The 24,954-nt window shown below is 38.7% G+C and carries 22 protein-coding genes; 10 read left to right on the forward strand and 12 right to left on the reverse strand.

Annotation, left to right across the window (positions count from 1 at the left end; translation table 11 throughout):
- Positions 1-61: 61 nt before the first annotated feature.
- The 4 genes from BFL47_RS14930 to BFL47_RS20530 form a co-directional block, all read right to left on the reverse strand.
- Positions 62-622, reverse strand: a complete 561-nt coding sequence (locus tag BFL47_RS14930; RefSeq protein ID WP_069660597.1) for an RNA polymerase sigma factor — start codon at positions 620-622, stop codon at positions 62-64.
- 405 nt (positions 623-1,027) lie between these two features.
- Positions 1,028-1,744, reverse strand: coding sequence for a 3-ketoacyl-ACP reductase (locus BFL47_RS14935; RefSeq protein WP_069660598.1), 717 nt, complete (start codon positions 1,742-1,744; stop codon positions 1,028-1,030).
- 34 nt (positions 1,745-1,778) lie between these two features.
- Positions 1,779-1,883 (reverse strand): heme-binding protein, encoded by a 105-nt coding sequence (locus tag BFL47_RS20525; protein ID WP_394332413.1) that lies wholly within the window; start codon positions 1,881-1,883, stop codon positions 1,779-1,781.
- 28 nt (positions 1,884-1,911) lie between these two features.
- A complete protein-coding gene (locus tag BFL47_RS20530) occupies positions 1,912-2,010 on the reverse strand; it encodes a hypothetical protein (RefSeq protein ID WP_394332412.1) in 99 nt (32 codons plus the stop codon).
- 302 nt (positions 2,011-2,312) lie between these two features.
- On the opposite strand from BFL47_RS20530, the gene BFL47_RS14940 reads away from it, so the two are divergent.
- A complete protein-coding gene (locus BFL47_RS14940) occupies positions 2,313-4,487 on the forward strand; it encodes a polysaccharide lyase 8 family protein (protein ID WP_069660599.1) in 2,175 nt (724 codons plus the stop codon).
- A gap of 141 nt (positions 4,488-4,628) precedes the next feature.
- Here the strand turns inward: BFL47_RS14940 and map are convergent, their stop codons facing one another.
- On the reverse strand, positions 4,629-5,483 hold the full coding sequence (gene map / locus BFL47_RS14945) for a type I methionyl aminopeptidase (RefSeq protein ID WP_069660628.1): 855 nt from the start codon (positions 5,481-5,483) through the stop codon (positions 4,629-4,631).
- A 90-nt stretch (positions 5,484-5,573) separates the two neighbouring features.
- The gene (locus BFL47_RS14950) at positions 5,574-6,140 is read right to left on the reverse strand and encodes a sugar O-acetyltransferase (RefSeq protein ID WP_069660600.1); all 567 of its coding nucleotides are present in this window, start codon (positions 6,138-6,140) and stop codon (positions 5,574-5,576) included.
- A 141-nt stretch (positions 6,141-6,281) separates the two neighbouring features.
- On the opposite strand from BFL47_RS14950, the gene rlmF reads away from it, so the two are divergent.
- Positions 6,282-7,217 carry a 23S rRNA (adenine(1618)-N(6))-methyltransferase RlmF gene (gene rlmF / locus BFL47_RS14955; RefSeq protein WP_069660601.1) on the forward strand — a complete coding sequence of 312 codons (936 nt, stop codon included), beginning with the start codon at positions 6,282-6,284 and terminating at the stop codon, positions 7,215-7,217.
- Here the strand turns inward: rlmF and BFL47_RS14960 are convergent.
- The gene (locus BFL47_RS14960; RefSeq protein ID WP_069660602.1) at positions 7,195-8,244 is read right to left on the reverse strand and encodes an Atu2307/SP_0267 family LLM class monooxygenase; all 1,050 of its coding nucleotides are present in this window, start codon (positions 8,242-8,244) and stop codon (positions 7,195-7,197) included. The two genes, rlmF and BFL47_RS14960, sit on opposite strands and share 23 nt — an antisense overlap.
- 359 nt (positions 8,245-8,603) lie before the next feature.
- The gene (locus tag BFL47_RS14965) at positions 8,604-9,629 is read right to left on the reverse strand and encodes an MAC/perforin domain-containing protein (RefSeq protein ID WP_069660603.1); all 1,026 of its coding nucleotides are present in this window, start codon (positions 9,627-9,629) and stop codon (positions 8,604-8,606) included.
- 192 nt (positions 9,630-9,821) lie between these two features.
- Here BFL47_RS14965 and BFL47_RS14970 point away from each other — a divergent pair, with 192 nt between their 5' ends.
- The 3 genes from BFL47_RS14970 to BFL47_RS14985 all read left to right on the forward strand — a co-directional run bounded on the left by BFL47_RS14970 (position 9,822) and on the right by BFL47_RS14985 (position 14,817).
- The gene (locus BFL47_RS14970; RefSeq protein ID WP_069660604.1) at positions 9,822-11,474 is read left to right on the forward strand and encodes a S41 family peptidase; all 1,653 of its coding nucleotides are present in this window, start codon (positions 9,822-9,824) and stop codon (positions 11,472-11,474) included.
- A gap of 543 nt (positions 11,475-12,017) precedes the next feature.
- The gene (locus BFL47_RS14980) at positions 12,018-13,511 is read left to right on the forward strand and encodes a gluconokinase (protein ID WP_069660606.1); all 1,494 of its coding nucleotides are present in this window, start codon (positions 12,018-12,020) and stop codon (positions 13,509-13,511) included.
- Positions 13,512-13,518: 7 nt separating this feature from the next.
- Positions 13,519-14,817: a gluconate:H+ symporter gene (locus tag BFL47_RS14985; RefSeq protein WP_069660607.1), complete on the forward strand. Its 1,299-nt coding sequence runs from the start codon at positions 13,519-13,521 to the stop codon at positions 14,815-14,817.
- A gap of 14 nt (positions 14,818-14,831) precedes the next feature.
- On the opposite strand, the gene BFL47_RS14990 is transcribed toward BFL47_RS14985, so the two are convergent.
- Together BFL47_RS14990 and BFL47_RS14995 are read right to left on the reverse strand one after the other, a co-directional pair.
- Entirely contained in the window at positions 14,832-15,665 is an 834-nt protein-coding gene (locus BFL47_RS14990) for an alpha/beta hydrolase (protein ID WP_069660608.1), read from the reverse strand.
- Between the two features lie 42 nt (positions 15,666-15,707).
- On the reverse strand, positions 15,708-16,460 hold the full coding sequence (locus tag BFL47_RS14995) for a ThuA domain-containing protein (protein WP_069660629.1): 753 nt from the start codon (positions 16,458-16,460) through the stop codon (positions 15,708-15,710).
- A 384-nt stretch (positions 16,461-16,844) separates the two neighbouring features.
- Here BFL47_RS14995 and BFL47_RS15000 point away from each other — a divergent pair, with 384 nt between their 5' ends.
- Together BFL47_RS15000 and BFL47_RS15005 are read left to right on the forward strand one after the other, a co-directional pair.
- On the forward strand, positions 16,845-18,227 hold the full coding sequence (locus BFL47_RS15000; protein ID WP_245681383.1) for an alpha-amylase family glycosyl hydrolase: 1,383 nt from the start codon (positions 16,845-16,847) through the stop codon (positions 18,225-18,227).
- Positions 18,228-18,356: 129 nt separating this feature from the next.
- Positions 18,357-19,694: a Gfo/Idh/MocA family protein gene (locus BFL47_RS15005; RefSeq protein ID WP_069660610.1), complete on the forward strand. Its 1,338-nt coding sequence runs from the start codon at positions 18,357-18,359 to the stop codon at positions 19,692-19,694.
- Between the two features lie 82 nt (positions 19,695-19,776).
- Here BFL47_RS15005 and BFL47_RS15010 read toward each other — a convergent pair whose 3' ends face one another.
- Complete coding sequence (locus BFL47_RS15010; protein ID WP_083257210.1) at positions 19,777-20,862, reverse strand: PKD domain-containing protein; 1,086 nt, start codon at positions 20,860-20,862, stop codon at positions 19,777-19,779.
- A 106-nt stretch (positions 20,863-20,968) separates the two neighbouring features.
- Between BFL47_RS15010 and BFL47_RS15015 the strand changes: the two genes are divergently transcribed.
- The 3 genes from BFL47_RS15015 to BFL47_RS15025 all read left to right on the forward strand — a co-directional run bounded on the left by BFL47_RS15015 (position 20,969) and on the right by BFL47_RS15025 (position 22,683).
- Positions 20,969-21,544 (forward strand): Crp/Fnr family transcriptional regulator, encoded by a 576-nt coding sequence (locus BFL47_RS15015; RefSeq protein ID WP_069660611.1) that lies wholly within the window; start codon positions 20,969-20,971, stop codon positions 21,542-21,544.
- Positions 21,545-21,623: 79 nt separating this feature from the next.
- Positions 21,624-22,040, forward strand: coding sequence for a VOC family protein (locus tag BFL47_RS15020; RefSeq protein WP_069660612.1), 417 nt, complete (start codon positions 21,624-21,626; stop codon positions 22,038-22,040).
- A gap of 7 nt (positions 22,041-22,047) precedes the next feature.
- Positions 22,048-22,683, forward strand: a complete 636-nt coding sequence (locus tag BFL47_RS15025) for a DinB family protein (RefSeq protein WP_069660613.1) — start codon at positions 22,048-22,050, stop codon at positions 22,681-22,683.
- A gap of 60 nt (positions 22,684-22,743) precedes the next feature.
- On the opposite strand, the gene BFL47_RS15030 is transcribed toward BFL47_RS15025, so the two are convergent.
- Complete coding sequence (locus BFL47_RS15030; RefSeq protein ID WP_245681384.1) at positions 22,744-24,927, reverse strand: glycoside hydrolase family 3 C-terminal domain-containing protein; 2,184 nt, start codon at positions 24,925-24,927, stop codon at positions 22,744-22,746.
- Positions 24,928-24,954 lie beyond the last annotated feature (27 nt).

Genomic DNA, 24,954 nt, shown 5'->3' on the forward strand with positions numbered 1-24,954 from the left:
ATAATTATAAATCAGATACGCCTTTGAAAAAAACAAATCAAACAGGAATAGTAGCAATATATTAATTAAGTCCGTTCAACTCAGCACGCTTGAGTAAATATGTCCTTATTAATTTCATTCCTTTATATAGTTGTTTTTTGACTACAAATTTAGATATAGCTAATTTTTCGGCAATTTCATCAAGAGTTAGCTCTTCTATAATGCGAAAATTTACAATCTGTTTCCTTTTTTTGGGCAGCAGATTGATCGCATCATAAAGCAATTTATTATTCTGATCGCAGATTATTTTTGTATCTGAGTGCTCATCACTTTCTACATGACCAGGATGAATGAGAATAAAGACTTTTGTCTCCACTTTATTTCTTCTCATCTTATCTAGAAAACAGTTTTTAGACGACCTAAACACATACGCTTTTAAAGAAGCTATGTCTTCTAATGTCTCTCTTCGCTCCCATATTTTCATAAACACATGCTGTATTGTTTCTTCTACTGCTTCTTTAGATTTGGTATATAAATGCAAATAGCGGTGCAAATTGTCGACATTTTGTTTATAAAAAACTGTAAATGCCCGCTGATCTCCGTTTGCAATTCCTCTTGTTAGTTCCTTTTCACTATATATCATTATGTAATTTAAATTTGCTGAAATAGGCTAATACATTACTCACTATCTACGTAAAAATGTGTAAATAAATTTACATATTTTCACGCTATTGATGACATAAAACGACCAATTAAACAAATAAAAAAAGACTATTAAAAAAGCAATGACTTGATAAACAAGACGATGTATTTCAAAATATCAAAAATGCAGACCCTTCTGCTTACTTGATTTAGATATCACAAATAGCTAAGCATAGTAAATATGAAACTTTTCAACAGTACGTCTAAAAACAAGATATAAAATGTTAGAAATACAATTACAATATGTGGCTAAGAAACACATAATTGCTGGATAAGGGAATCCAATTTCGCTTCAATAAGGCAAAATAAGCAGGTCGCTGAAAGCTGTCAACCTGCTTATTTTAATTTATGGATTGGTAGACCACATTGCAGCGTCTTTAATAAAGACCCGCCTGTTTAATTTCAATTGTGCTATAATCAGTTCTGCAAGATCCTCAGGATGCATAACCCGCTCTTCATTGTTATTAATCAGATTGGCACTTTTAGCCAAATCAGTCACAACCGTACTTGGCGTTATAGCTGTAACCCGGATATTATGTTTACGCACTTCCTGCATCAGAGACTCTGTTAATCCCATAACTGCAAACTTCGAAGCACTATAGGCGCTTGTAGTAGCTGCTCCTCTTAAACCGGAAGTAGAAGAAATATTTATGATATCGCCTGTTTGTCTTTCAATCATTTCTGGAAGTACAGCCCGGGTCACATAATACACACCAAATAAATTAACCTTGATTTGATTTTCCCACTCAGCCGGCTCTAGTTCAAGAAACTTGCCAAATGTTGCTGTACCTGCATTGTTAACCAGGATATCGATATTGCCTAACTCCTTTTGGATACTATCGACTGCTGCGTTTACTGATCCAATGCTACTTACATCCGCAATAGCCATAGATACATGTACCCCTAAAGCCTCAACTTCCTTAGATAAATTCTGAAGGTCGTTTTCTGTACGGGCTACTAAACCGACATGAACACCTTCTTTGGCCAGTGCCAATACAATCGCACGGCCAATACCTTTTCCTGCTCCTGTTACTAGAGCAATTTTTCCTTTTAATGATTCCATATGTCAGACTAAATTACAAGAAATTTTAGCTTTTTTAAAATGCCGCCACCCCCTCTTCCGCAACGGTATGATCCTGTTCACCAGATCCGCCACTTACCCCAATTGCACCAGCAAGATGTTCATCCCTTTTCAGTGGTATCCCTCAGGCAAATATCATGATCTTGCTATCATTGGAGGCATGAATTCCATAAAACTGCTGACCAGGCTCCGTCCATCCGCACATGCACTATCAAATTCCCACCGGCATCTGCTATGGTAATATGCATAGGCTGTCCAATTTATTTTGCTTTTACTTCAGCTGCTTCAATTATTTTTTTTCATCTTCTAATCTGATCATTTCAATTTACTTTTATCTCGGTTATATAATTGCTACTTTTGTTTTCATTCAAGGTCAGCCATTTACATGACAGCTACCTCTTTATGTATAAGTTAAAATCAATTTAAAAGTTTTAGCAATTACCTAATATTCGGAATAAACTGCAGCACTTTATAAAGCAAACCCGTCTTAAACCAATAGTTTCATGTTCTCGTAAGTTCAAGCCTAATAGACCTATTTTGATATATCTAAATGAAAAATATAATAAAGAAAACGATCATTTTCCTATGCCTTGCATCAATTACTAGTACAAATTATGCCAGTCCATTTAATGCAATCTTAAGACCAGACTCTAATGATCTTTCTCTTATAAAAAAAAGGCTCTACAACAGGTATTTAAAAAAGCCAAATATGAACAATGAGCCTGTAGCCGCTCTTTTAAAATCAATACAGAAGGATGGAAGTTGGTTAGAATACAATTATAATGAACACCCTAAACTGGGATTGAAGGCAATTGGCCACCTTCAAAAATTAGTTAGCATGTGTATTGCCTATCGTTCAAAAGACAGTACTTTATATAACAACAGTAACCTGAGGGAAAACATCCATACCGCATTAAATCTCTGGTATGATAAGGACCCTGAAACTGATCACCATTGGTTTAACGAAATTGGTGTCCCCAGAGAATTCTCCAAGATCTTAATCCTGATGGAAAATGAACTGTCGCCCACTGAATTAACCAAAGGTATAAGAATTCTAAAAAAAGCCAACATCAAGGGCATACTTCAATATGGGAAAACTAAGGCAACAGGTCAGAATATGATATGGATCGCGCGGATTCAAATGGAAGCCGGATGTTTAGAACAATCTCCGGAATACGTTACCTCCTCGGTTAAGACATTTGAAGAGGAAATTATAGTTACCAATGAAGAGGGCATCCAGGTAGATTGGAGCTTTCATCAACATGGCCCTCAATTATATTCAGGAGGTTATGGATTAAGCTTCACTGTTGATTGCGCAGAATTTGCATCTTTAGTAAATAGCACCAAATATGAATTAGGTCATGAGCAAATCGACATCTTATCTCATTATATACTGGATGGTCAGCAATGGATGACCAGAGGGAGTTTACTGGATTACGGCACAATGGGACGAGAGATTGCCCGCTTGGATAAAGACGCCCTTCCTATTGCTCTTGCTTGCGATGATATGGCTTCCATCAATACCAGCAGAAGACAGGAATTTATTAATTTCAGTACCAGAATTAAGGGTTTGCAATCCATCAGCACAGGACCATCAGGCAACCGTCATTTCTGGAGATCCGATTTCATGGTGCATCAAAGACCACTATTTTATACTTCCGTAAAAATGGTCTCTAACCGGGTTAATGGTACAGAGTCAGGCAACGGAGAAGCTAACTTTAATTATCACCTTCCTGATGGCTGTACATACCTGATTAAAACAGGAAAAGAATACCGCAACATTTTCCCTTTATGGGATTGGCAAAAAATCCCAGGAGTGACAGCTCGCCTATCCAAACAACCCTTACCCATTCTAAATTTCGGTAAACAATCAGCAGGGAAAACAAGCTTTGTAGGCGGAGTTTCTAATGGACAACAGGGTATGTCCGCTTTCGATTTTGACAAAGATTCAGTAAAAGCAAAAAAGGCATGGTTCTATTTCGACAATGAATATGTTTGTTTAGGCTCTGGGATCAACTCAAACACAAATGAAAATGTCATCACATCCGTAAATCAATGTTTCAGCAAAGGGGAGATAACGGTATCCGACAAACAGCTAAAAGGTAAAACTGTAAAAAAGGTATTTGCCTTCAAAGGCAAGGGCTGGGTATACCAGGATGGCACTGCTTATATATTTCCCAATTATACAGACGCGCAATTAAGCGTTGAATTCCGTTCTGCCGATTGGAAAGGAATCAACACCTTTATCGATGAGAACAGATCAGAAAAAGGAAAGGTATTTACCTTATGGATAAATCATGGCATAAAACCAATCAATCAGTCTTATAGTTACATCGTGATTCCCAATATAGGGTTAACTCATATTCCTGCTGAAATTTCGAATAAAAACATTTCGATTCTTTCCAATAATTCAAAGATTCAAGCCGTCAGGAGTCAAACGTTAAACTTAACTCAAATTGCTTTTTATGAAGCTGGAAATATTAAATTGGATGATAAAACTTCCGTTGAGGTCAATCAGCCTTGCCTGCTTATGATTCATCAAACACAACAAGCTACGAGTATTACACTGAGTAACCCCGAAAACAAACCATTATCTGTTAAAGTGAAGCTTATAAGGAAGGAAAGTACGATTCAAAAAAAGCCAGGCAATGAAGTTCAGGTACTATTCGAATTGCCAGATGGTGCTTATGCCGGACAAAGCATTACAAAGTATTTACAACCCTGAGAATATCTTTCTTAAATGAAATTATTCGCCCTTCCTTTGTTGATCATTTCAACCTTTAATAACAGAAGAAATAATAAAGCCGTATAAAAAGTAATTTCTACTATCGATACAGCCTTTACGATTATTCATATTTACAAATAATTAATGAGTTGAAGACTCTAATACCAAATTCTGAGCATCCACTTTTTCAATCGTGTAGTAACTGCTGTTCAAATTAATATTACTTTTTTCAGCTCGTTCAATCATACCAAAATCAGTTAGAAGTTCAGGTTTGCCTTTCTTTACACACACATTGTGTTCAAAATGAACTGCTAAAGATCCATCGTCAGTAACAATCGTCCAGCCATCTTTTAAGACATAAACATCAGGACTTTTCATGGTAATCATTGGCTCTATAGCCAAAACCATATTCTCAACCAGCTTTTTTCCATTACCCCTTCTACCGTAGTTAGGAACTTCCGGTTCTTCATGCATCTGTCTTCCAACACCATGCCCTATCATGTCCTTTACCACCCCATATCCATGGTTACCATTGGTATATTTTTCAATAGCATAGCCAATGTCACCATTCCTATTCCCAACTATAGCCTGTTGAATCCCAACATAAAGAGACTCTTTAGTGATTCTAACCAGATCAAGGATTTCTGGAGTGGTGTCCCCTAAAATAAAAGTATAAGCACTATCCCCATGAAAACCATTTTTATAAAATACAGTATCAATAGATACTAAATCACCCTCTTTTAAAACATACTGGCTAGGGAAGCCATGAACCACTTGTTCATTTACAGATATACAGAGCGAATAAGGATAACCATGGTACCCTTTACAAGAAGAAACACCGCCGTTGTCCTTCATAAAAGTTTCCGCCATAACATCAAGCGACAATGTCGTGATCCCAGGTTTCAATATTTTAGCAACTTCAGCAATCGTAGCATCAACCAACAAACAACTTTCCCGTTGTATGTCTACCTCTTCATTTGTTTTATAAAATTTCATTTCAAAATTTTTTAACAGCATCCAAGTGCAAATTTAACATTTAATTAGGGCTTAGGAAGCTAAAATACAAAATGAACGTGGATTTCAGCACTATATGGCTACTACTCCATTCAGTTTACGAATCACTTTTGCAGGATTTCCAAGGGCAAGCGAATCATCCGGAATATCTTTTACAACCACAGAACCCGCACCAATAACACAACGATCACCAATCGTTACCCCCGGACATATCGTAACACGTCCACCTATCCAGCAGCGCTCCCCAATTGTAACCGGCTTACAATCTTCCCACACATCACGTTCATCAGCATCCAGCGGATGTCCCGCCGTATAAATATGAACCCCCGGCGCAAGCATCGTATGTGCCCCGATTGTTACCTTTGCACCGTCCAAAATAACAGCACCAAAGTTAATAAACACTTTCTCTCCCGCATAAATATGATCCCCATAGTCGCAATAAAAAGGCGGCTCCAAGTGGATGTTCTTAGCTGAATTTGGACAAAGTTCATTCATCACCTCTTGTGACTTTTCTGTATAATATTCAGTCACATTCAATTTATGTAGAATCCGCTTCACTTTAGTACGAATGACAATCATTTCATCACTATGCGCATCATAAGGCTCACCATCAAACATTTTTTCCTTCTCAGTTTTCATTTATCTTCAATTTAAATCATTTTTTTTTACTACCGCAATTTAACAATCCTTAATGAAGCAGCGTTTTATTTTATTGTATCAGGAAGGAATAGAATTACTACTTCTAAATTATGGGTAATTTAGCACCATAAATAAGTGCACATGTCAGCCAATACCAACCGCAATAACGAAATCAAAAACCAGCTTCATCAACGAAACAAACATAAATTTCGGTATAACTTTCCTGAACTGATTGCATCTTGTCCTGACTTATTAAAATTCGTTTCCCTGAATCCATTCAATGACCTTTCTATCGACTTTAAAAACCCTGATGCCGTAAAAACGCTTAATAAAGCATTACTCAATCATTTTTATGGCATCTCCTTATGGGATATCCCAGCAGGTTATTTATGCCCCCCTATTCCCGGACGAGCCGATTATATTCACTATATAGCCGATTTGCTGGCCTCAACTCATGAGGGCGTCATTCCTCTAGGCAATACGGTTAAAGTTTTAGACATAGGTGTAGGAGCCAATTGCATCTATCCATTGATAGGCAACCGTGAATATGGATGGACCTTTGTAGGCTCAGAAACTGATCCTCTTGCAATCCGTTCAGCAAAGAATATAATTGATGCCAACTCTTTGTCCACGTACATCACCATCAGGAAGCAAAGTTCTACGGCTCACATTTTTACCGGACTAATTAAACCGGGCGAACTTTTTACCATCACCATGTGTAACCCTCCCTTTCATGCATCCCTAAAAGAAGCCACTGCAGGAACTGAACGTAAATGGGAAAACCTCGGACAGAAAAGCAAAGCCGGAGGAACACTAAACTTTGGTGGCACAAATGCAGAACTCTGGTGTGAAGGAGGCGAAGAACGTTTTGTCATTCAAATGATTAAGGAAAGTGCAGACTTTGCGCAATCCTGTCAATGGTTTACCTCCCTGATCTCCAAAAAAGATACTTTACAAGGATGTTATCGTACATTAGATCGAGTTAAAGTGAAAGACGTCAAAGTTATAAACATGGCACAGGGACAAAAGATAAGCCGGATCTTAGCTTGGACGTTTACAGAACCGATTCCTTCTTAATAGCCAATTCTTTTCTTATCACGGGTGCTACCTGTGTACCATATAATTCAATAGCCTTAAGCACATCCTTATGCTCGGTAAAACCTGTTACAAGCTGAGCTAAAAAACGTGTATTATGGAACAATTCATACTGACCCATGATCTTATCTATCGCCTGCTGTACGTTACCCACAATTAATGGCCCATCATTCCGAAGAAATTCAAATTGATTTCTATTCATTGGCGACCAGCCTCTATCTTTACCCACCCTGTTCATCAACGCCTCATATGAAGGATAAAAATTATTTGCAGCCTGACCGGAATCCTCTGCTACATAAAACTGCGAACTGATGCCAAGCTGTAATTTGCTCACATCGTGACCAGCCTTACGTGCCGACTCCCGGTAAAGCTCCACAAAAGATAAAAACTGTCTGGGTGGACTTCCTAAAATAGCGATCACCATAGGAAGATTAAGTTTACCTGCCCGAACCGCAGAAGCAGGAGTACCACCAACACCTAACCAAATTGGTATAGCCGACTGCAAAGGCCTGGGATAAACCCCTTTACCTGAGATTTCCATTCTATGTTTACCCTTCCAGGAAACGACTTCCTGTTCATTAATGCGCATCAACAACTCCAGTTTTTCTGTAAAAAGAGTATCATAATCACCTAAATCATAACCAAACAAAGGGAAAGATTCAATAAACGATCCCCTGCCGGCTATAATTTCCGCTCTTCCGCTTGAGATTAAATCAACAGTAGCAAAATTTTGAAACACACGCACCGGATCAGCAGAACTCAACACGGTAACAGAACTGGATAACCTGATATTTTTAGTAATAGCAGCCGCTGCCGCCATTAAAATTTCAGGCGCAGAGATCACAAAGTCGGGTCGATGATGTTCTCCAAAAGCAAATACATCCAATCCAACCTCATCAGCAAGTTTTACTTCTTCCAATAACTCCTGTATTCTTTGATGTGCATTTACGGCCTTTCCTGCAACACCATCCGGTTGAACCTCCCCGAATGTACTTATCCCTAATTCCATGTAAAGTAAATTTATAAAAAATAATGAGTTTCTATTTACCTTGATCTACTTTGTGGATTTAATTGGTGAATTACGTTTTTCTTTAAGGGTTTAGCCGATTTAGCATTTCCATTATGCCAACTGCTAAGAAGGAATTATTGGAAACACCTATTATTATTGAATTCCGCAATAGACATCCTCGTTTTGATATGGCTTACGTATAGCTGAAACTGTCGTTTTATAACTGATCTTATGTTAAATAGCCACAAAGATTTAAAACTTCGGATGTACTCACTATAGAAGAGAAATCTTTGTTTTCTGAAACAAAACCCTTTATGTGATAATTCTAGTGGCATCACATAAACCATCGTATTAGCAGGTTATTCTTTCGTTTTTACTTGATTATCTGATATATACTTTATTATGAAGTCCTTAACTATTGCCTTTTTAGCGTTATCGACAATTAAGTCATATAATGGAATCAATCCATCTTGGTCAAAGTCAATAAATCTGTAGTTCGATTCATTTGCGCTTTTGTTCCAATCGTCAACCATGATTCTTCTAATTCCTGAGACATCCAGCTCTTTTATTTCACGAGGTTCTCCGCCTATAACCTCATACCGTAATTTAACCGATGAGTTGGTATTTAGAGCTTCAACATTATAAGGGCCATCATTGAATGGAAGAACCCCGAATACATTGTATATAACATAGGTAAAGCCTTCTTTGACGGCCAATTGTCTTTCTTCATTCTCCGGTACTTCCGCCTGGTAAATGGCATTGATTCTTGTTCCTATATGAATCCGTTGCATAATATGTGTTCCATACTTTTTTACAAGCTGTTCTGCACTTAATGTTGCCACATCCAATGTAAATGTATTAGTTAGACTATTGCTTCCTTTAGCAGCCTCTATTCTTAACTTTCTACGTATAAAGATTTCCGAAAAATAGCCATAACCATACTTCTTTGATAGGGCATCATTTTCTGGAAAAGAAGATACTATAGTCGATTTAAAAACATTCAGACCGCCAGATACGTCATATTTTTCGGACAATCTGGCCGAAAGAGCAGATGCACTAATTCCATTTAAGCTCATTGAGAAGCATTCTGTACTATTACTTTTGCTAAATGCTTCGCTGTCATTATTTGCAACGAATAAAGGAACATCAATTACCCGTTCCCTAACTGCCATTCTACTGGCATATTTATCTGTAATATCGTACCCATAACCTAATAAATTATAAGTGGCATCACCCTCAGGATTAGTGTTGTTTGGTGTAGTTTTAAGAGCGGATACGGAAATCTCAAGATTAGGAACATCATTATCTTGTATTTTGTTCTCGTTGTTTTTTTTGCACGCACTTAGCGCGACAAGCAGCATCAATACTAGAAGTAGTTTGTTCATTATTGTGTTTAGTGTACGTTCAAACTTAACGAAAAACTTGCAAAGATATGCAGGCAATGTGTCAGCAGCACTTAACACTAACCACTGGATATTTATACGTGTGCGTTAAATTTGGTTAAATAGTAACCAAATACATCATCATATCTATTATTTCCATTACATTTAAATCCTTATTGAAATAGCAACTAACATATGAAACCATTTACTACACTTACCATTCTCGTTTTTTATTTTTTTGCAAATACAGCTGTTGCGAATAACAAAGATACCGAGCAAACGGCGACTTTTATTAAAATTTGGGGCTTCCTTAAATATTATCATCCGACAATTGCTAAAGGCAAAATTGATTGGGACGAGGCATTTAGGACAGGTATCAAGGCGGTAAGATTGTTAGAATCTAAAGAAGAGGTTAATAATTATTATAAGAACTGGATTATAAAACTTGGCAAGATTGAAAGGTGTCAATCTTGTCAAGTTGAGGTAGATAGCAACCGAAAGTATAATCTTAATATGGGGTGGTTGAAGGACTCTGTGAATTTTGACAAAGAGCTAATTATTCAGCTTATTTACATTCAGAAAAACAGAAATCAAGGGCAAAACTATTATGTAAGCCAAGTTAAGGGAGTTGGAAATACAGAATTCAAAAACGAGAAAGTCTATCGAGACTCGATTTACCCCTCTCCTGAACTACGCCTATTAACTCTCGCCCGTTATTGGAACATCGTGGAGTATTTCTATCCTTACAGATATAAGACAGATCAGAATTGGGAAACAGTACTTACGGAAATGGTCCCAAAGTTTGCAACGGCTCCTGATACCACGACCTATCACCTTGCGATTCTTGAATTGACAGCCAAAGTGGACGACAGTCATGCGAAGTTTTCAACTAGAAATACCAATAAGTATTTTGGTTTTAAGTGGGCTCCCTTCAGCTTTAAGATAATTGATAACAAAGCTGTTGTAACTGGATTTTATAATGATAGTCTTAGCGTAAAGGACGATGTGAGAATCGGAGATGTGTTCTTAAAAGTTAACGGTATGCCTATTGCAGCAATCCTAAAAGAAAACTCAAGATATATTGGGGCATCAAATGAAGCAGTAAAAAAAAGAGATATGCACAATATTCTCTTTAATGGTAAATCAGAGACGGTTGAAACGGAATTTGAACGGAATGGAGTAGTTAGCAAGAAAAGAATTTCTAGAATTGGTTATGATAAGCTCAATTATAAATCGAACAGCGATATTATCAAGGATTGCGTTAAAGTTTTTGAAGGAAACGTGGGTTATATTAACCTAGGGAATCTTCAACAGAATCAGGTTAAGTCTGCCCTTGCAGCGGTGAAGAATACAAAAGCCATCATATTTGATATAAGAAATTACCCAAATCAAACCATGTATTTACTGGCAGATTTTTTAAACGATGATCGGAAAGCCTTTGTTAAGGCTACTGTTCCTGACATAAATTATCCAGGGACATTTAACTTTTCTAAAGAAATATATTGCGGACGAAAAAATCTGAACTATTACTCTGGAAAAGTAATACTACTATGTAATGAAACCACGCAAAGCCACGCAGAGTTTACTATGATGGCTTTGCAAACAGCGCCCAACGTTACCATAGTGGGAAGTCAGACCTCCGGAGCCGATGGTAATGTCTCATTAATTACATTACCAGGAGCATTTAAGACTTGGATTACAGGCATTGGTATCTATTATCCCAACGAAAGGGAAACCCAAAGAATAGGTATTATTCCAGACGTGATTGTACGACCAACAATCGCAGGAATTAGACTTAGAAAAGATGAAGTAATGGAAAAAGCTATGGAGATTGTTACCAAAAATTAACAGAACGAGAATTATAAAATAAACCTTCATATAAACGATAATTATAATTAGATGAAATCAACATATATTTCATAATAATAATTATAATAAAAAGCCAAATTCAGGTTTTCTTCTAATCGTTTCATATCTGAATCTTTTATCCTATTTGTATAGCCACGAATACAATCGAACAGGCAGCAGAACACAAAAAAACGCCATTTGATTATTAAAGACCTACTTAAACATAGCTAATCAGGTCATTGTTCATCGAACCGCAGCCAGCAAATTTTCCAAACTTCCGGCTTAAAACTAAAAGCCAATGATAGCTAAAAAAGTTAGAAACACATTTTTAAAATCAATTACAACAAAGCAAGCATAATTTTATTATTACACCTAAAAGCTTGCATTTCATAAATGTTATAAATATCTTTAATTACCAACAGAAGACCTTTATTAATTTTAAACCCAGACCCAATGGCTGCCCAATCAAAGCAAATCCCTGAACAACAAAAAGAAATCTGGAAGAAATCTTCATCCGGATGGGATAAATGTAACACAAAGTAAATGCTGCATTACCTTATAGGGATCGATATTGGCACCGGTAGCACAAAATGTGTTGCTATGGACATAAACGGAGATGTGATTGGCACCTCCCAACAGCATTATACCATCTCCCATCCGGAGCATGGCTATAGCGAACAGGACCCTGAACTCATATGGCAGGCCTTTGTTAAATGCCTCCAGGAGTTATTAGCCAACCTAAAAGAGGACCCTTTGGCCATAAGCCTGAGTAGTGCCATGCATAGTGTAATCCCTACAGATGAAAGTGGAGTGGCACTCTCCAATATGATCACCTGGGCAGATATCCGAAGCGAAAGTATAGCCACTAAACTTCGAAACTCTGCTGAAGGTGAAACCTTTTACCATTTAACCGGCACACCTATCCATCCAATGTCGCCTTTATGTAAACTGATATGGCTTAAGGAAAACAACACCACGTTATTTAAAATTACCAGCCGGTTTATTTCCATCAAAGAGTACATCTGGCATAAACTCTTTCATGAATTTCAAATCGATTATTCCATTGCATCTGCTACAGGCCTGTTTGATATTAGGAATTTAAAATGGAGCGAAGAAGTTTGCTCCTATGCTGGCATCACTCCTCAGAAACTATCCACACCCGTTAATACAAGTTATAGCAGGAAAGATCTTGACCCTCAAATAGTCGCCCTATTCGGTTTATCGAAAAATATTCCCTTTGTGATTGGTGCCAGCGATGGTTGTTCTGCTAACCTGGGAAGTTTTACCACTGAACCAGGAACAGCAGCCCTCACCATTGGTACCAGTGGTGCTGTTCGAATCACAGGTACCGACCCCGTTCATAATTATAACGCCATGATCTTTAATTACCTGCTTGATGAAAAAACATTTGTAAGCGGCGGCGCGGTAAATAACGGAGGCAATGCCGTAAACTGGTTGCTGGAAAACTTTCTTAAAAAAGCCCCTTTGAACGATCAGGATTATGCCAACCTGTTTGATACCATTGAAAAGGTACCAGTCGGAAGCAACGGTTTACTATTCCTACCCTATTTATATGGCGAACGCGCCCCTATCTGGAATGCCAGTAGTAGTGGTGCTTTCTTAAACATTCGTCCAGAACACGATCAATCCCACTTTTCAAGGGCCGTACTCGAAGGCATCTGTTATGCGTTAAACGACGTACTCAAAACCCTCGAGCAATCATCTGCCCCTATTGAAAGGCTAAACGTAAGCGGCGGATTCATCAGCTCACCTACCTGGTTACAAATTCTGGCTGATATCACCAGAAAAAGCCTTTATGTGCTCCAATTAGAAGACGCCTCTGCCATTGGCGCAATTTACCTGGCTACAAAGTCTTTGTTTCCCGAGTTAATGGAAACAATCTCAGATCAAAGCAATGTCAGAGTTATTGTATCCAATAAGAACAACCACGAATTATACGCTAAATCCTTCATCGTGTATAAAAAAGTTTACCAGAACATGAAGGAATCTATGGATCTTTTCACCTCTTTAACCTAACCTATTCATGGCCCTACTTTACGTCCTTGCCGGTATTATCATTCTGTTAATACTGATCTTAAAGAAGCTTAATCCCATGTTGGCCTTACTTATCGTCTCGATTCTAACGGGACTAATGCTGAGCATGCCGCCCGAAAAACTAATGAGTTCTATCGGCAATGGTATTGGTAATACCCTTGGTGGCATGGTAATGATCCTTAGCCTTGGCGCAATGGTGGGAAAACTAGCGGAAGATAGTGGTGCCGCAAAAAAGATTGTATTTATACTAATTAACTGGTTTGGTATTAAAAACATTCAATGGGCGGGATTGCTTACCGGACTTATCGTTGGTATTCCTCTATTTTTCAATGCAGGTTTTATTGTATTAATACCCCTGGTATTCAGTATTGCAGCAGCCACAGGTTTACCTAAACTATATGTAGGTATGCCTATGATTTCTGCTTTATCAATCACACATGGCTTTCTTCCACCACATCCCGGCCCTGTTGCCCTTGCTGCCATCTTTCAGGCTGACATCGGAAGAATTTTAATATATGGCCTGATCATCAGTATCCCAATAGCCATCTTATCAGGAGTCTTTCTCCCCCGGTTAATTATTCCGATCAGTCACAAGTTTAAAACCAGGCAAAGCGTCAGTATCCAGGTAGAAGAGGGACTTCCATCTTCATTGAAAAGTTTTGCGATCACCTTAATGCCTATTTTCCTGATTGCGGGAGGACATATCGGCGCTTTATTTTTCCATGGTCAACTCCAAAAGATCTTTACGTTTCTAGCAGACCCAACAGTTGCCTTACTTTTATCCGTCATCCTAATATTATTCATCCTAAACATAGAGATGAAAAAGGCCATGGAATCTTGTGTAGAAGGCGTAAAAAGCGTCGCCATGATAATCTTAATTATCGCAGCGGGAGGTGCTTTTAAACAAGTACTCATTGATAGTGGTGTTGGTAAAGAAGTAGAGCTCATTGCCTCATCCTGGCATGCCTCCCCCCTATTCTTAGGTTGGGCAATAGCTGCACTTCTACGTATCACACTAGGATCATCTACTGTAGCAGCACTCACCACATCAGGAATGGTTATGCCCTTTGTTCATTCCGGCACGTCACCCGAATTAATGGTTTTATCTATAGGCGCCGGCAGTTTAATGTTTTCACATGTTAATGATACCGGGTTCTGGATGTTTAAGGAATATTTTGGATTATCTGTTAAGGAAACTTTCAAAACCTGGACCTTAATGGAAACCTCCATATCATTCCTGGGCCTCCTATTTGTATTACTTCTGAATACCCTGAAGCTTGGCCTTTAACATATTGATTTATATTAACCCTTCTTAGCTGTTGTGATTTCCTTTGTAAGTGAAGCCACTTCTTTCAGTAATAATGGGAAAGCCGGTTGAGCCATACCACCATGATCAAAACCCTGAAGCTCGTATAACCGGGTACGTTTATGCCCGACCAGCTTCATCATCCTTAACAGGTAAGCGTTTTCTTCATACCGACCAAACAATTCCATTTCACGATCACCGGTAATTAAGAGCATAGGTGGTGCATCTGCCCGAACAAAGAAAAGCGGCGCATACTCATCAATCTGAGGTTGTGTTTCTTTAATACCTCTCTCCTGACGGATGGTGAAATGTGTAATAGCCTGTCCGCTGAATGGAATAAGTCCAGCAATGCGATTGGCATCAATGTTATACTTACTTAAGTACTTTTTATCCAACGTAACCATCATTCCCAGATAGCCACCTGCCGAATGACCGGATACGAAAAGAAGGTCCGGATTGCCACCATATTCACTGATATGCTGGAAAGCCCATGCTATTGCTGCCGCTGCGTCTTCAATATAAACAGGTGCTTTAACTTTAGGCGACAAGCGGTAGCCAACACCTATTACCGCATAACCTTTATCCATAAGCGCCTTTGGTATTTCTTTGCTTCCGCCGGTTATCCCCCCTCCATGAAACCAGATGATGGTTGAATAATTTTTAACCCCTTTAGGATAATATAGATCCAGTCTACACTGTGCGTTTTGATAAGCGTCTTTTTTGTCGGTTGTATTTGAATAATAGGGTAAGTCTTTTTCGGTAATGTAAGTCTGTTGGGCATGAAGAGTCAATGTCCCTAAAAACAAAAATAGCAGTAGCAAGCGTTTCATAATTTAATTTAGGTAAAAATTAACCAATGTAAAGTTACCATTTCATTTCATTTTCTTAGTCCCTAATGCATACTGCACCCCCCCTAACAGATGTTTTAAAAATAGTGGATCAACATACGATTCCTCAGTATGTCCTAATGCGGTATAAAAAGATCGACCACCATCAAAGTCATGATACCAACTCATCGGATGATAATCGCCCATTTTAGCAAGTCCTGCATCATAACTATCCTCATCTATAGTAATCAAGACATGCAAAGGTGCCTTTGTCATCCATTTAAAGTTATACCATTCGTCTTTTCTTTCCCACTGATCAGGTAAATGAGAAGTAGCCAAGCTATTTTTGTCGATTACATTTAATACAGCCGTTTGTTGCTCTGGATGTTTTGCAAAATAAGCACCTACCAAATCGCCAAACCAAGGCCATTCGTATTCAGTGTCTGTAGCAGCATGTACACCGACAAATCCACCTCCCGATTGAATATATTCTTGAAAAGCCGTTTGTTGTTCCGCATTTAATACATCACCAGTTGTACTTAAGAAAACTACTGCCTGGTAATTTTTTAATCCCTTTTTTGTAAATAAGTCTGCCTTACTGGTGGTGTCCACATCAAACCCATTTTCCTTTCCCAATTTAAGGACCGCTATTTTTCCCGTCTCAATAGAGGAATGGTGATACCCTGCTGTTTTACAAAACACCAATAACCTGGCTTTCTTTTGAGCCATACCGGCCACAGTTAAAAATAGGAACAGCAGGAATAAAATCCCCTTCGGGTTGATCGAATTGTTTATCATGGTTAATGAATAGGTTATATGAATTGATTTATATCTTTTATCAAGATAGCGTTTTTTTACTAGTATATTCGGCAGATCCAATTATCTTTTAATCTTGTGCAAAGTAAAATATTAAGCTCTTAATTTTCACGCAGATTATACCCACATCCTCCGCACCTTCTCCGCACCTTCTCCGCACGAAAAGCGAGTTATCTGAAAATCAGGTGGCAATTAAATCAATTTAAGCTCTTAATAAAACTATAGGTTGAGTCTTTTAATATACAAGGGCACATATTCAGCGTGACAACAGCAAAAAGAGTTATACTATATTTACAGCATATCGCACAAAAAGGTAATTTGTCAAAACTCAATTCAGTTCCGGTAGTTAATCAACGCAAAAGTAGCATGAACAAAAAAATTTCCTCTTGGGTTAACAAAGCCATATTTTACCATATCTATCCCCTGGGCTTATTTGGCGCTCCTTTGGAAAATGATTTTTTCAGTCCTATTGTTAACAGGTTGGAACGCCTGCACGATTGGATCCCTTACATGAAAAGTATGGGCTGCAATGCATTATATCTGGGTCCTGTATTTGAATCCGATTTTCATGGTTACGATACAGCAGATTACTGCCTGGTAGACCGGAGACTAGGTACCAATGAAACCTTGAAAAAATTAAGTAGCAGTCTGCATGAAAATGGGATCAAATTGGTGCTCGATACCGTATTTAACCATGTTGGGCGCAATTTTTGGGCATTTAAAGACCTGCAATGTAACGGCGAAAATTCCTTGTATAAAGATTGGTTTGATGGCGTAGACTTCAGTCGTCAAAGCAGTTATGGCGATGACTTTTTTTACGAAGGATGGTACGATGCGTATAACCTGGTAAAATTAAATTTAGAGCATTTGGAAGTTAAGAAGTACTTATTTGATGTCGTATCCTTTTGGGTTGATGAATTCAAAATTGATGGATTACGTTTGGATGTAGCAGAGATTATGAGTAAGCAATTTCTAGCTGAGTTAGCTGAACACAGTCGGGCATTGCAACCAGACCTATGGCTGATGGGTGAAGTGATATATGGTGACTATAATGAGTGGGCAAACCCAAACATGCTCGACTCTACCACCAATTACCAGGCTTACAAAGGCCTTTACTCTTGTCACAATGATTGTAATTACTTTGAAATTGCTTTCACCCTTAACCGCGAGTTTGGTCCGGATGGCGTTTACAAAGACCTGCATCTTTACAATTTTGTGGACAACCACGACACAACCCGAATAGCCAGTGTACTAACAAATGAGCAGCATATGTTTCCTTTGCATGCCATCCTGTATACCATGCCAGGAATTCCTTCCTTATATTACGGAAGCGAATGGGGGATTAAAGGTATAAAAGGGGCGCATGAAGATACCCTGCTCCGTCCTCAGGTTGATGATATACCAGATCCTTCATCGTCTTCAATTAGTCGCTATATTCAGCAATTAGCTAAAATAAAACAGGATTTTACAGCACTTCAGGAAGGCAATTATGAGGAGCTCTTTGTGGATCACCAACAATTTGCATTCAGTCGATCAACAACTACTGAACTCATCGTTGTGCTGGTTAACTCAGCCCCTGAGCCTGTTTCAATAACACTAGTTTATGATCAGGATGAAGGTTTGCAGTTTCAGGATCAATTAGCTCCTGAATATCTGACTGCTGTACATGAGCAGCAGATTGTGGTGAATGATATTCCGGGTTATGGAGCGAGGATACTGACAGGCAAAAGGCTTATTGAAATGGTGTAAATTTGCTAAAATTTAAAGCTGAGAAATTTAATCTGTAACATATACTTTACAGGAATAACTGTAGAAAGTACTGATTCTTATTGATAGTTTTAGGGAACTAAATTATTAACCTTTTAACTGAAAAGCGCTATGCTTCGTAGGAAATTCATACAACAGACAGGCACCGTTATGGCGGGAGCTTTGCTCACATCCGATAGTTTATTTGCATCTACTCTCAACCTTCCTAAAAAAAGAGTTGCGATGGTTGGCACTGGACATCGTGGAACAGGAATGTGGGGTACAGAAGTGATCGCTGAGCACAGTGGGAGAATGGAGTTTGTGGGCTTGTGCGACAAGAATCCGGGCAGAGTGGCAACGGCTAAAAAAATGATGAATTTAAGCTGTCCTACTTTTGTTGACCTTGACCAGATGTTAAAGGAAACCAAACCGGAGATCTTGATTGTCACCACTATGGACAGCACTCATCATGAGCAAATCGTCAAGGGATTAGAAGCTGGTGCCGATATTATTACGGAAAAGCCGATGACTACTGATGAGAAAAAGTGCCAGATGATCATTGATGCGGAAAAGAAAACCGGTAAAAAAGTATACGTTACTTTTAATTATCGCTATTCACCTCATCGTCAGAAGATCTATGAATTGCTGCATAATGATTCCATCGGGAAAGTAACTTCTGTTGATTTTCACTGGTATCTGGATACTTCACATGGAGCAGATTACTTCCGAAGATGGCATCGAAAACGTGAATTTGGTGGTTCTTTGCTGGTCCATAAATCAACGCATCATTTTGATTTGTTAAACTGGTGGCTCAATTCTGATCCGGAAGAAGTGTATGCCAATGGGGCTTTAGAATTTTACGGAAAAAATAATGAATTCCGACATACGCACTGCCGGCCTTGTCCTCATAAAGATAAATGCAAATTCTATTTTGATATCACCAAAGACCCTCGTTTAGTTGCCTTATATGTGGATAATGAGAAATACGATGGTTACCATCGGGACGGTTGCGTATGGAGAGAAGACATAGACATCTTTGATAAGATGGCGGTGCAAATAAAATACGCCAATAAGGTACAGGTAAGTTATTCTTTAACAGCCTATTCTCCTTATGAAGGTTATCGAATCTCTTTTAATGGAACAAAAGGAAAATTAGATGCCTGGATCCATGAAAGACAACCTTGGGAAGTGCCTAAATATGACGAAATTCAATTAACCAAGAATTTTGGCGAAACAGAATATATCCGGATCGACAATTCAGAAGCAGGTCATGGTGGTGGTGATAAGCGCTTAAGAAAACAACTCTTCAATCCTGGATTAGATCCTTATAAACAAGGAGCAGGTTCTCGCGATGGTGCCATGTCTATTTTAATCGGAATCGCTGCCAGAGAAAGTATTGATAAGGGAGAACCAATCAAGATTGCCGATCTGACCTCTTTGAAACCGCATCCAACCAGGGGAACGGTTTAATGTTAACACAGGATAGTGAAAAGAAGTTTGTTACTTATTAAACGGTCTTTTGCACTATCCTGTACCCATTTTATAGTGGATTTTATCGGATAACTACATCCCATACTTTGGCTCTGCGGGACTTCCCTGTCGGTCCATCAACCCAAAGTGTCACGATATACTTTCCCCGTTTTTCATATTTATGAATCGGGTGTTGTTGATCTGAAGTAGTTTGATCACCAAAATCCCATTTCCAGGAGGTAATGTTCCCATAGGATTCATCTTTAAAAGCAACAAGTCGCTGATCCATATCGACTACTTTAAAAGACCAGTTCGCTTCCACTGCTTTTTTAAACTTTTCATCCAGTGGCATTAATTTAAACGGAAGACTATATGATGAGTTCCCGTACATCGTATGTTCTTTCGATAAATTCCAAAAGCCGTTGTTGCCTTTTGCATCCACATCATCAAAATCAATAACCGCCCAGCAAAGGCCTACATTTTTCCCTTCTTTCAAAACTGATTCTACAGCTCTGGAAGGTCCTTCTGCACCGGCATAATCAAAGGGAGTGATCCAGAATTCCAAAGTAAGTTTACCCTTTTCTCCAGGCTTAAAATTATAATTATATGCTGCATTGGCGTAGGGCAGCTCTTTAATCCAGGGTTGACTTCCCCATACCAAAGTCCAGTCTTTTCCTTCGGCTGGTGTAAAAATATGGTAGTTCTGTGCCTGTACTCCATGATAGGAAAAATAGGCATCCAGCGAGTCCAGCTCTTTATTCGGATGAAACCGATCTATAAAAGGGCCACCGGATTGATCACCATCTACTATCAGCTCAAAAATATCATTGTGTAAACCGGTCTGCGTAAAGTCCCAGTAATTATCATACGCTTCATAAAGGAAATAGAGCCGGTTAAGGCCTTTAACCCACCCTACTTTAACCTGTACATTCAGATTCTTTGGATCCGCCTGGGCATGCTTATGACTGTCGTCCCACAACTGATCCATTCCGATGACATAATCATCCGACACAGATTTCCAGTCGAGGTTACTTCCATCAACCACCGGGATTTGATTGGCAGGAAACTGAAAAATCTTGAAACTCCTTTTATCCTGTCCATAGGATTGAACCGAACCGATAATAAGAAAAACGGCGATGAATAAAATAAAATAGCGCTGCTTGCTCATATATTTTTTGATATCTTTATTAGTAGCATTCTGTCTTTATTGCACGTAATGATAAAAAAACGCTAATTATAAATGAAATATAAAATCATTTAATAAATCTTGAAGAATGTCAGCCTTACAAACTATCTACCGCCATCCCTTATTGACTCATCAGGATCTTGAAACTATTTTCAAAGCACATAGAAAAATCACTTTAAATAAAGGTGATTTTTTACTTAAAAAAGGGCAGGTAGCTAATGGCTATTTCTGTGTGGAGAGTGGACTAATCCGTTCGTTTGTGTATGACTATAATGGCAATGATATTACTACAGGGTTCATTGGTAAAAACGAAATTGCCATTGATGTCATTTCCTTGTTTCATCGAATTCCCAGCGTTGAATATTTCCAGGCTTTAACGGATTGTGAATGCTATATTATCGATTTGGAATCCTTTCAAAGTTTATATCATTCTATTATAGGACTTAATGAATGGGGAAGGGCCTGGATGTCGGAAAGTCTATTTGAATTGAAACAACGGACCATTTCTATGATTACTGATTCTGCAACTGAACGCTATAAAAGGTTACAAAGTCTGCATCCCCAAATCGTACAACAATCTCCTTTGAAATTCATTGCCAGTTACTTAGGCATTACCGATACTTCTTTAAGCCGGATCAGGAAAGAGCTTGTAAAAGAAAATTAATGTACATTTCTTGTCTTATGGCAAGTGGATTGAAACTGGATTGTCTTAGTTTTAGATTAAAACTTTAAAACCAATACACATGATAGTTAACCCGTATCTAAATTTCTATGGAAACGCAGAAGAAGCTTTCCAATTTTACCAATCGGTCTTCGGTGGTGAACTGCTCATCCAGAGGATGAGCGAAGCTCCTGGAACAGAAAACTTGTCAGATAAAGAGAAAAACATGGCCATGCATGTATCGTTACCCATAGGTAACGGCCAACACCTGATGGCATCTGATTGTATAGAATTTCAAGGTATGACCCTGACTTTGGGCAACAATAATTATATCTCGCTATCAACGGATAGCCGGGAAGAAACGGATAGGATATTCCATGCACTTTCAGTCGGGGGAATTGTTGAAATGCCCTTGGAGGATATGTTTTGGGGAGACTATTTTAGCTCATTTAAGGACAAATATGGTGTCTGCTGGATGTTAATGTATACCAATAAATAATATTATTATGAAAAGACTACTGGTTTTTTTACTAATTACGCTCCTTTCAGGCTATAACCTCTCTGCAGAACAAACCGATACAAAAGATTCGATTCGTACGCCTTCAGTAAACGGAAAAGAATTTTTGCTTCATTATTATCAGCAAACGCTTGATTCACTCCAGAAATGTGTAGACGGGTTAAGCGATGCACAGTTGCAATTTAAAGCAGCACCCGATAGGTGGTCTATCAGTCAGCGTTTAGAACCTGTTGTGCTTACCGAAAAGGCACTCTTTGATTTTGCTACTAAAGGAATGAATGCTGCTGCAAATCCGGAACGTAGAAAAGAGATTAAAGTCACAGATGAAACTATAATAAAGGGAATAAATGACAGAAGTCATAAAGCAAAAGCAGATGCAGCATTGACGGGAAAAGGAAAATATAGTACGTCTGCTGATGCAATTGCAGAATTACAAGATTACCGGAAAGTCATTCTGGACTATATCAACTCGGTTTCATTACTTGATCTGCGCAATCATATCAATGACTCCCCTTTTGGTGCAATAGATGGCTTTCAGTCTTTCTTGTTTGTTGCCGAACATACCTCCAGGCATACCTTACAGATTAAGGAAGTAAAAGCAGATGCGATCTTCCCGAAACAGTAAAAAAAAACGAGCCTGCGCAATTAAGGCAGGCTCGTTTTAAATTTAAAAAACTCTAATCTTTTATTTCAGTTTGAAAGCGATAGTGCTACGAATATCAGTTGATGATGCCCCAACTAAAGCATTAAAATCACCCGATTCTGCAACCCAATCATGCTTTTTAGGATCGAAGAAACTCAAAGCAGTTTTATCAATGGTGAAGGTGACACGCTTTGTTTCGCCAGCTTTTAAACTAATCTTATTAAAAGCTTTCAATTCTTTTATTGGACGAGGTAAGGATGATTTCACATCATTGATATATAACTGAACGATTTCCTGTCCTTCCCTTTTACCGGTATTCTTAACACTTACAGAGAAAGTCATTTTACCATCGGCAGTCATTTGTTTTTTATCAGCAGTCACTTTGCCATACTCAAAAGTGGTATAACTTAAGCCATGACCGAAACTAAATAAAGGTTTAATCTTTTCTTTATCTATCCAACGATAGCCAACAAAAATACTTTCATTGTATTTCTCTTCACCCTTTCCTGGATATACACCCAGTTTATGTGCTCCGTTGTCAGCCAGTTTTGCCGGAAAAGTAAAAGGTAACTTACCTGAAGGATTCACATCGCCTACTAAGATAGCAGCCAAAGCATTTCCAGCTTCTGTTCCCAAATACCAACCCTGAACAATAGAAGGAACGTCATTCACCCAAGGCATTGCTACTGCATTCCCTGAAATCATTACTACAGCCAGGTTCTTGTTTACTTTAGCCAGTTCAGTGATTAATTTATCCTGGTTATAGGGCAATCCTAAAGATGCCCGGTCATTACCTTCACTATCCTGTTTATCATTTTTATTTAAGCCACCGACGTAAATTACAAAATCTGCACCTTTAGCCAATGTTAAAGCTTCCTTCATCAGTTGATCCGCTGAACGGTTATCGGTGATACTATCTCCTGTGCTCAGTCCATCCTGTGCTTTAGGTTGTTCACCTATATAACCACGCGCATAAACAACCTCAGCTTGTGTGCCGATCCGTTTCTTTATACCATCCAAAGGAGAAACTTCATATTTGGCTTTTAATGAAGAACTTCCTCCGCCTACAGTCATCAGCTTCACTGCATTTTCACCTACTACAACAATTTTCTTTGTTTTAGCTAAGTTGATAGGCAAGGTGTTATTATTGTTTTTCAATAATACGATTCCCTCCTGTGCAATTTTGCGACCGGCTAAAGCATGTTCCTCAGTTGCGAAAGATCCCCAGGGACGTTTCGTATTCATATTGGTCCGGAAAACCAAACGGAGAATATTGCGCACTTTTTTATCGACTTCTTCTTCCTTTACTTCCCCTGATTTCAATAATTTAAGAAAAGGGTCTGCCAGGTAATAGTTATCGTATGCATTGGAGGCACCCATAGTCAGACCATTGGTCCATGATCCAAATTCCATGTCTAAACCATGGTAAATGGCTTGTTTGGTATCATTTATACCGCCCCAATCAGAGACAACTACTCCATCAAATTTCCATTCACCCCTTAAAATATCGTTCAGGAGATACTGATTTTGACCGGCCCATTGTCCTTTATATTTATTGTAAGCACCCATGATGGCCCATGCTTTACCTTCCTGTACCGCCGCTTTAAAAGCGGGTAGATAGATTTCGTAAAGTGCGCGGTCATCCACATCCACATTGACGGTATGACGATCAATTTCCTGATTGTTTAAAGCATAGTGTTTCACACAGGCAGCAACTCCATTCGATTGAACACCTTGTATATAAGGCACGACCATTCTGGAAGAGAGAAGCGGATCTTCGCCCATATACTCGAAATTTCTCCCATTAAGTGGTGTCCGGTAGATGTTTACACCCGGTCCAAGTAAAACATTTTTATTACGGTAACGGGCTTCCTCGCCAATTACTTTACCATAAAGAGACGATAGATCCGTATTCCAGGATGCGGCCAGACAAGTTAAAGCCGGAAAGGCGATACATGAATCATTCGTCCAGCCTGCCTGATCCCATTTGTCCCAGAATACTTCAGCACGGATCCCATGCGGTCCATCTGTCATCCAGTTTTCGGGAATCCCTAAACGCGGCACTCCTGCTGAACTAAACTTCGACTGTGCATGACACATCGCTACTTTTTCCTCCAGGGTCATTCGGGATAATGCATCTTCAATGCGTTGCTCTATTGAAGCAGATTCATTCAAGTAAACAGGTAACGTGCTTTGTGCTTTAGTCTTAGCCCCTATACTGACCATTAACAAAAGAATTAAAATTGATTTTAT

Origin of the sequence: Arcticibacter eurypsychrophilus (assembly GCF_001730525.1) — a bacterium.
Lineage (GTDB): Bacteria > Bacteroidota > Bacteroidia > Sphingobacteriales > Sphingobacteriaceae > Arcticibacter > Arcticibacter eurypsychrophilus.

Excerpts from the sequence above, each read along its gene's own strand:
- BFL47_RS14930 (WP_069660597.1), bottom strand. The coding sequence starts at position 622 with ATGATATATAGTGAAAAGGAACTAACAAGAGGAATTGCAAACGGAGAT.
- BFL47_RS14935 (WP_069660598.1), bottom strand. The coding sequence starts at position 1,744 with ATGGAATCATTAAAAGGAAAAATTGCTCTAGTAACAGGAGCAGGAAAA.
- BFL47_RS20530 (WP_394332412.1), bottom strand. The coding sequence starts at position 2,010 with ATGCATATTACCATAGCAGATGCCGGTGGGAATTTGATAGTGCATGTG.
- BFL47_RS14940 (WP_069660599.1), top strand. The coding sequence starts at position 2,313 with ATGAAAAATATAATAAAGAAAACGATCATTTTCCTATGCCTTGCATCA.
- map (WP_069660628.1), bottom strand. The coding sequence starts at position 5,483 with ATGAAATTTTATAAAACAAATGAAGAGGTAGACATACAACGGGAAAGT.
- BFL47_RS14950 (WP_069660600.1), bottom strand. The coding sequence starts at position 6,140 with ATGAAAACTGAGAAGGAAAAAATGTTTGATGGTGAGCCTTATGATGCG.
- rlmF (WP_069660601.1), top strand. The coding sequence starts at position 6,282 with ATGTCAGCCAATACCAACCGCAATAACGAAATCAAAAACCAGCTTCAT.
- BFL47_RS14960 (WP_069660602.1), bottom strand. The coding sequence starts at position 8,244 with ATGGAATTAGGGATAAGTACATTCGGGGAGGTTCAACCGGATGGTGTT.
- BFL47_RS14965 (WP_069660603.1), bottom strand. The coding sequence starts at position 9,629 with ATGAACAAACTACTTCTAGTATTGATGCTGCTTGTCGCGCTAAGTGCG.
- BFL47_RS14970 (WP_069660604.1), top strand. The coding sequence starts at position 9,822 with ATGAAACCATTTACTACACTTACCATTCTCGTTTTTTATTTTTTTGCA.
- BFL47_RS14980 (WP_069660606.1), top strand. The coding sequence starts at position 12,018 with ATGCTGCATTACCTTATAGGGATCGATATTGGCACCGGTAGCACAAAA.
- BFL47_RS14985 (WP_069660607.1), top strand. The coding sequence starts at position 13,519 with ATGGCCCTACTTTACGTCCTTGCCGGTATTATCATTCTGTTAATACTG.
- BFL47_RS14990 (WP_069660608.1), bottom strand. The coding sequence starts at position 15,665 with ATGAAACGCTTGCTACTGCTATTTTTGTTTTTAGGGACATTGACTCTT.
- BFL47_RS14995 (WP_069660629.1), bottom strand. The coding sequence starts at position 16,460 with ATGATAAACAATTCGATCAACCCGAAGGGGATTTTATTCCTGCTGTTC.
- BFL47_RS15000 (WP_245681383.1), top strand. The coding sequence starts at position 16,845 with ATGAACAAAAAAATTTCCTCTTGGGTTAACAAAGCCATATTTTACCAT.
- BFL47_RS15005 (WP_069660610.1), top strand. The coding sequence starts at position 18,357 with ATGCTTCGTAGGAAATTCATACAACAGACAGGCACCGTTATGGCGGGA.
- BFL47_RS15010 (WP_083257210.1), bottom strand. The coding sequence starts at position 20,862 with ATGAGCAAGCAGCGCTATTTTATTTTATTCATCGCCGTTTTTCTTATT.
- BFL47_RS15015 (WP_069660611.1), top strand. The coding sequence starts at position 20,969 with ATGTCAGCCTTACAAACTATCTACCGCCATCCCTTATTGACTCATCAG.
- BFL47_RS15020 (WP_069660612.1), top strand. The coding sequence starts at position 21,624 with ATGATAGTTAACCCGTATCTAAATTTCTATGGAAACGCAGAAGAAGCT.
- BFL47_RS15025 (WP_069660613.1), top strand. The coding sequence starts at position 22,048 with ATGAAAAGACTACTGGTTTTTTTACTAATTACGCTCCTTTCAGGCTAT.
- BFL47_RS15030 (WP_245681384.1), bottom strand. The coding sequence starts at position 24,927 with ATGGTCAGTATAGGGGCTAAGACTAAAGCACAAAGCACGTTACCTGTT.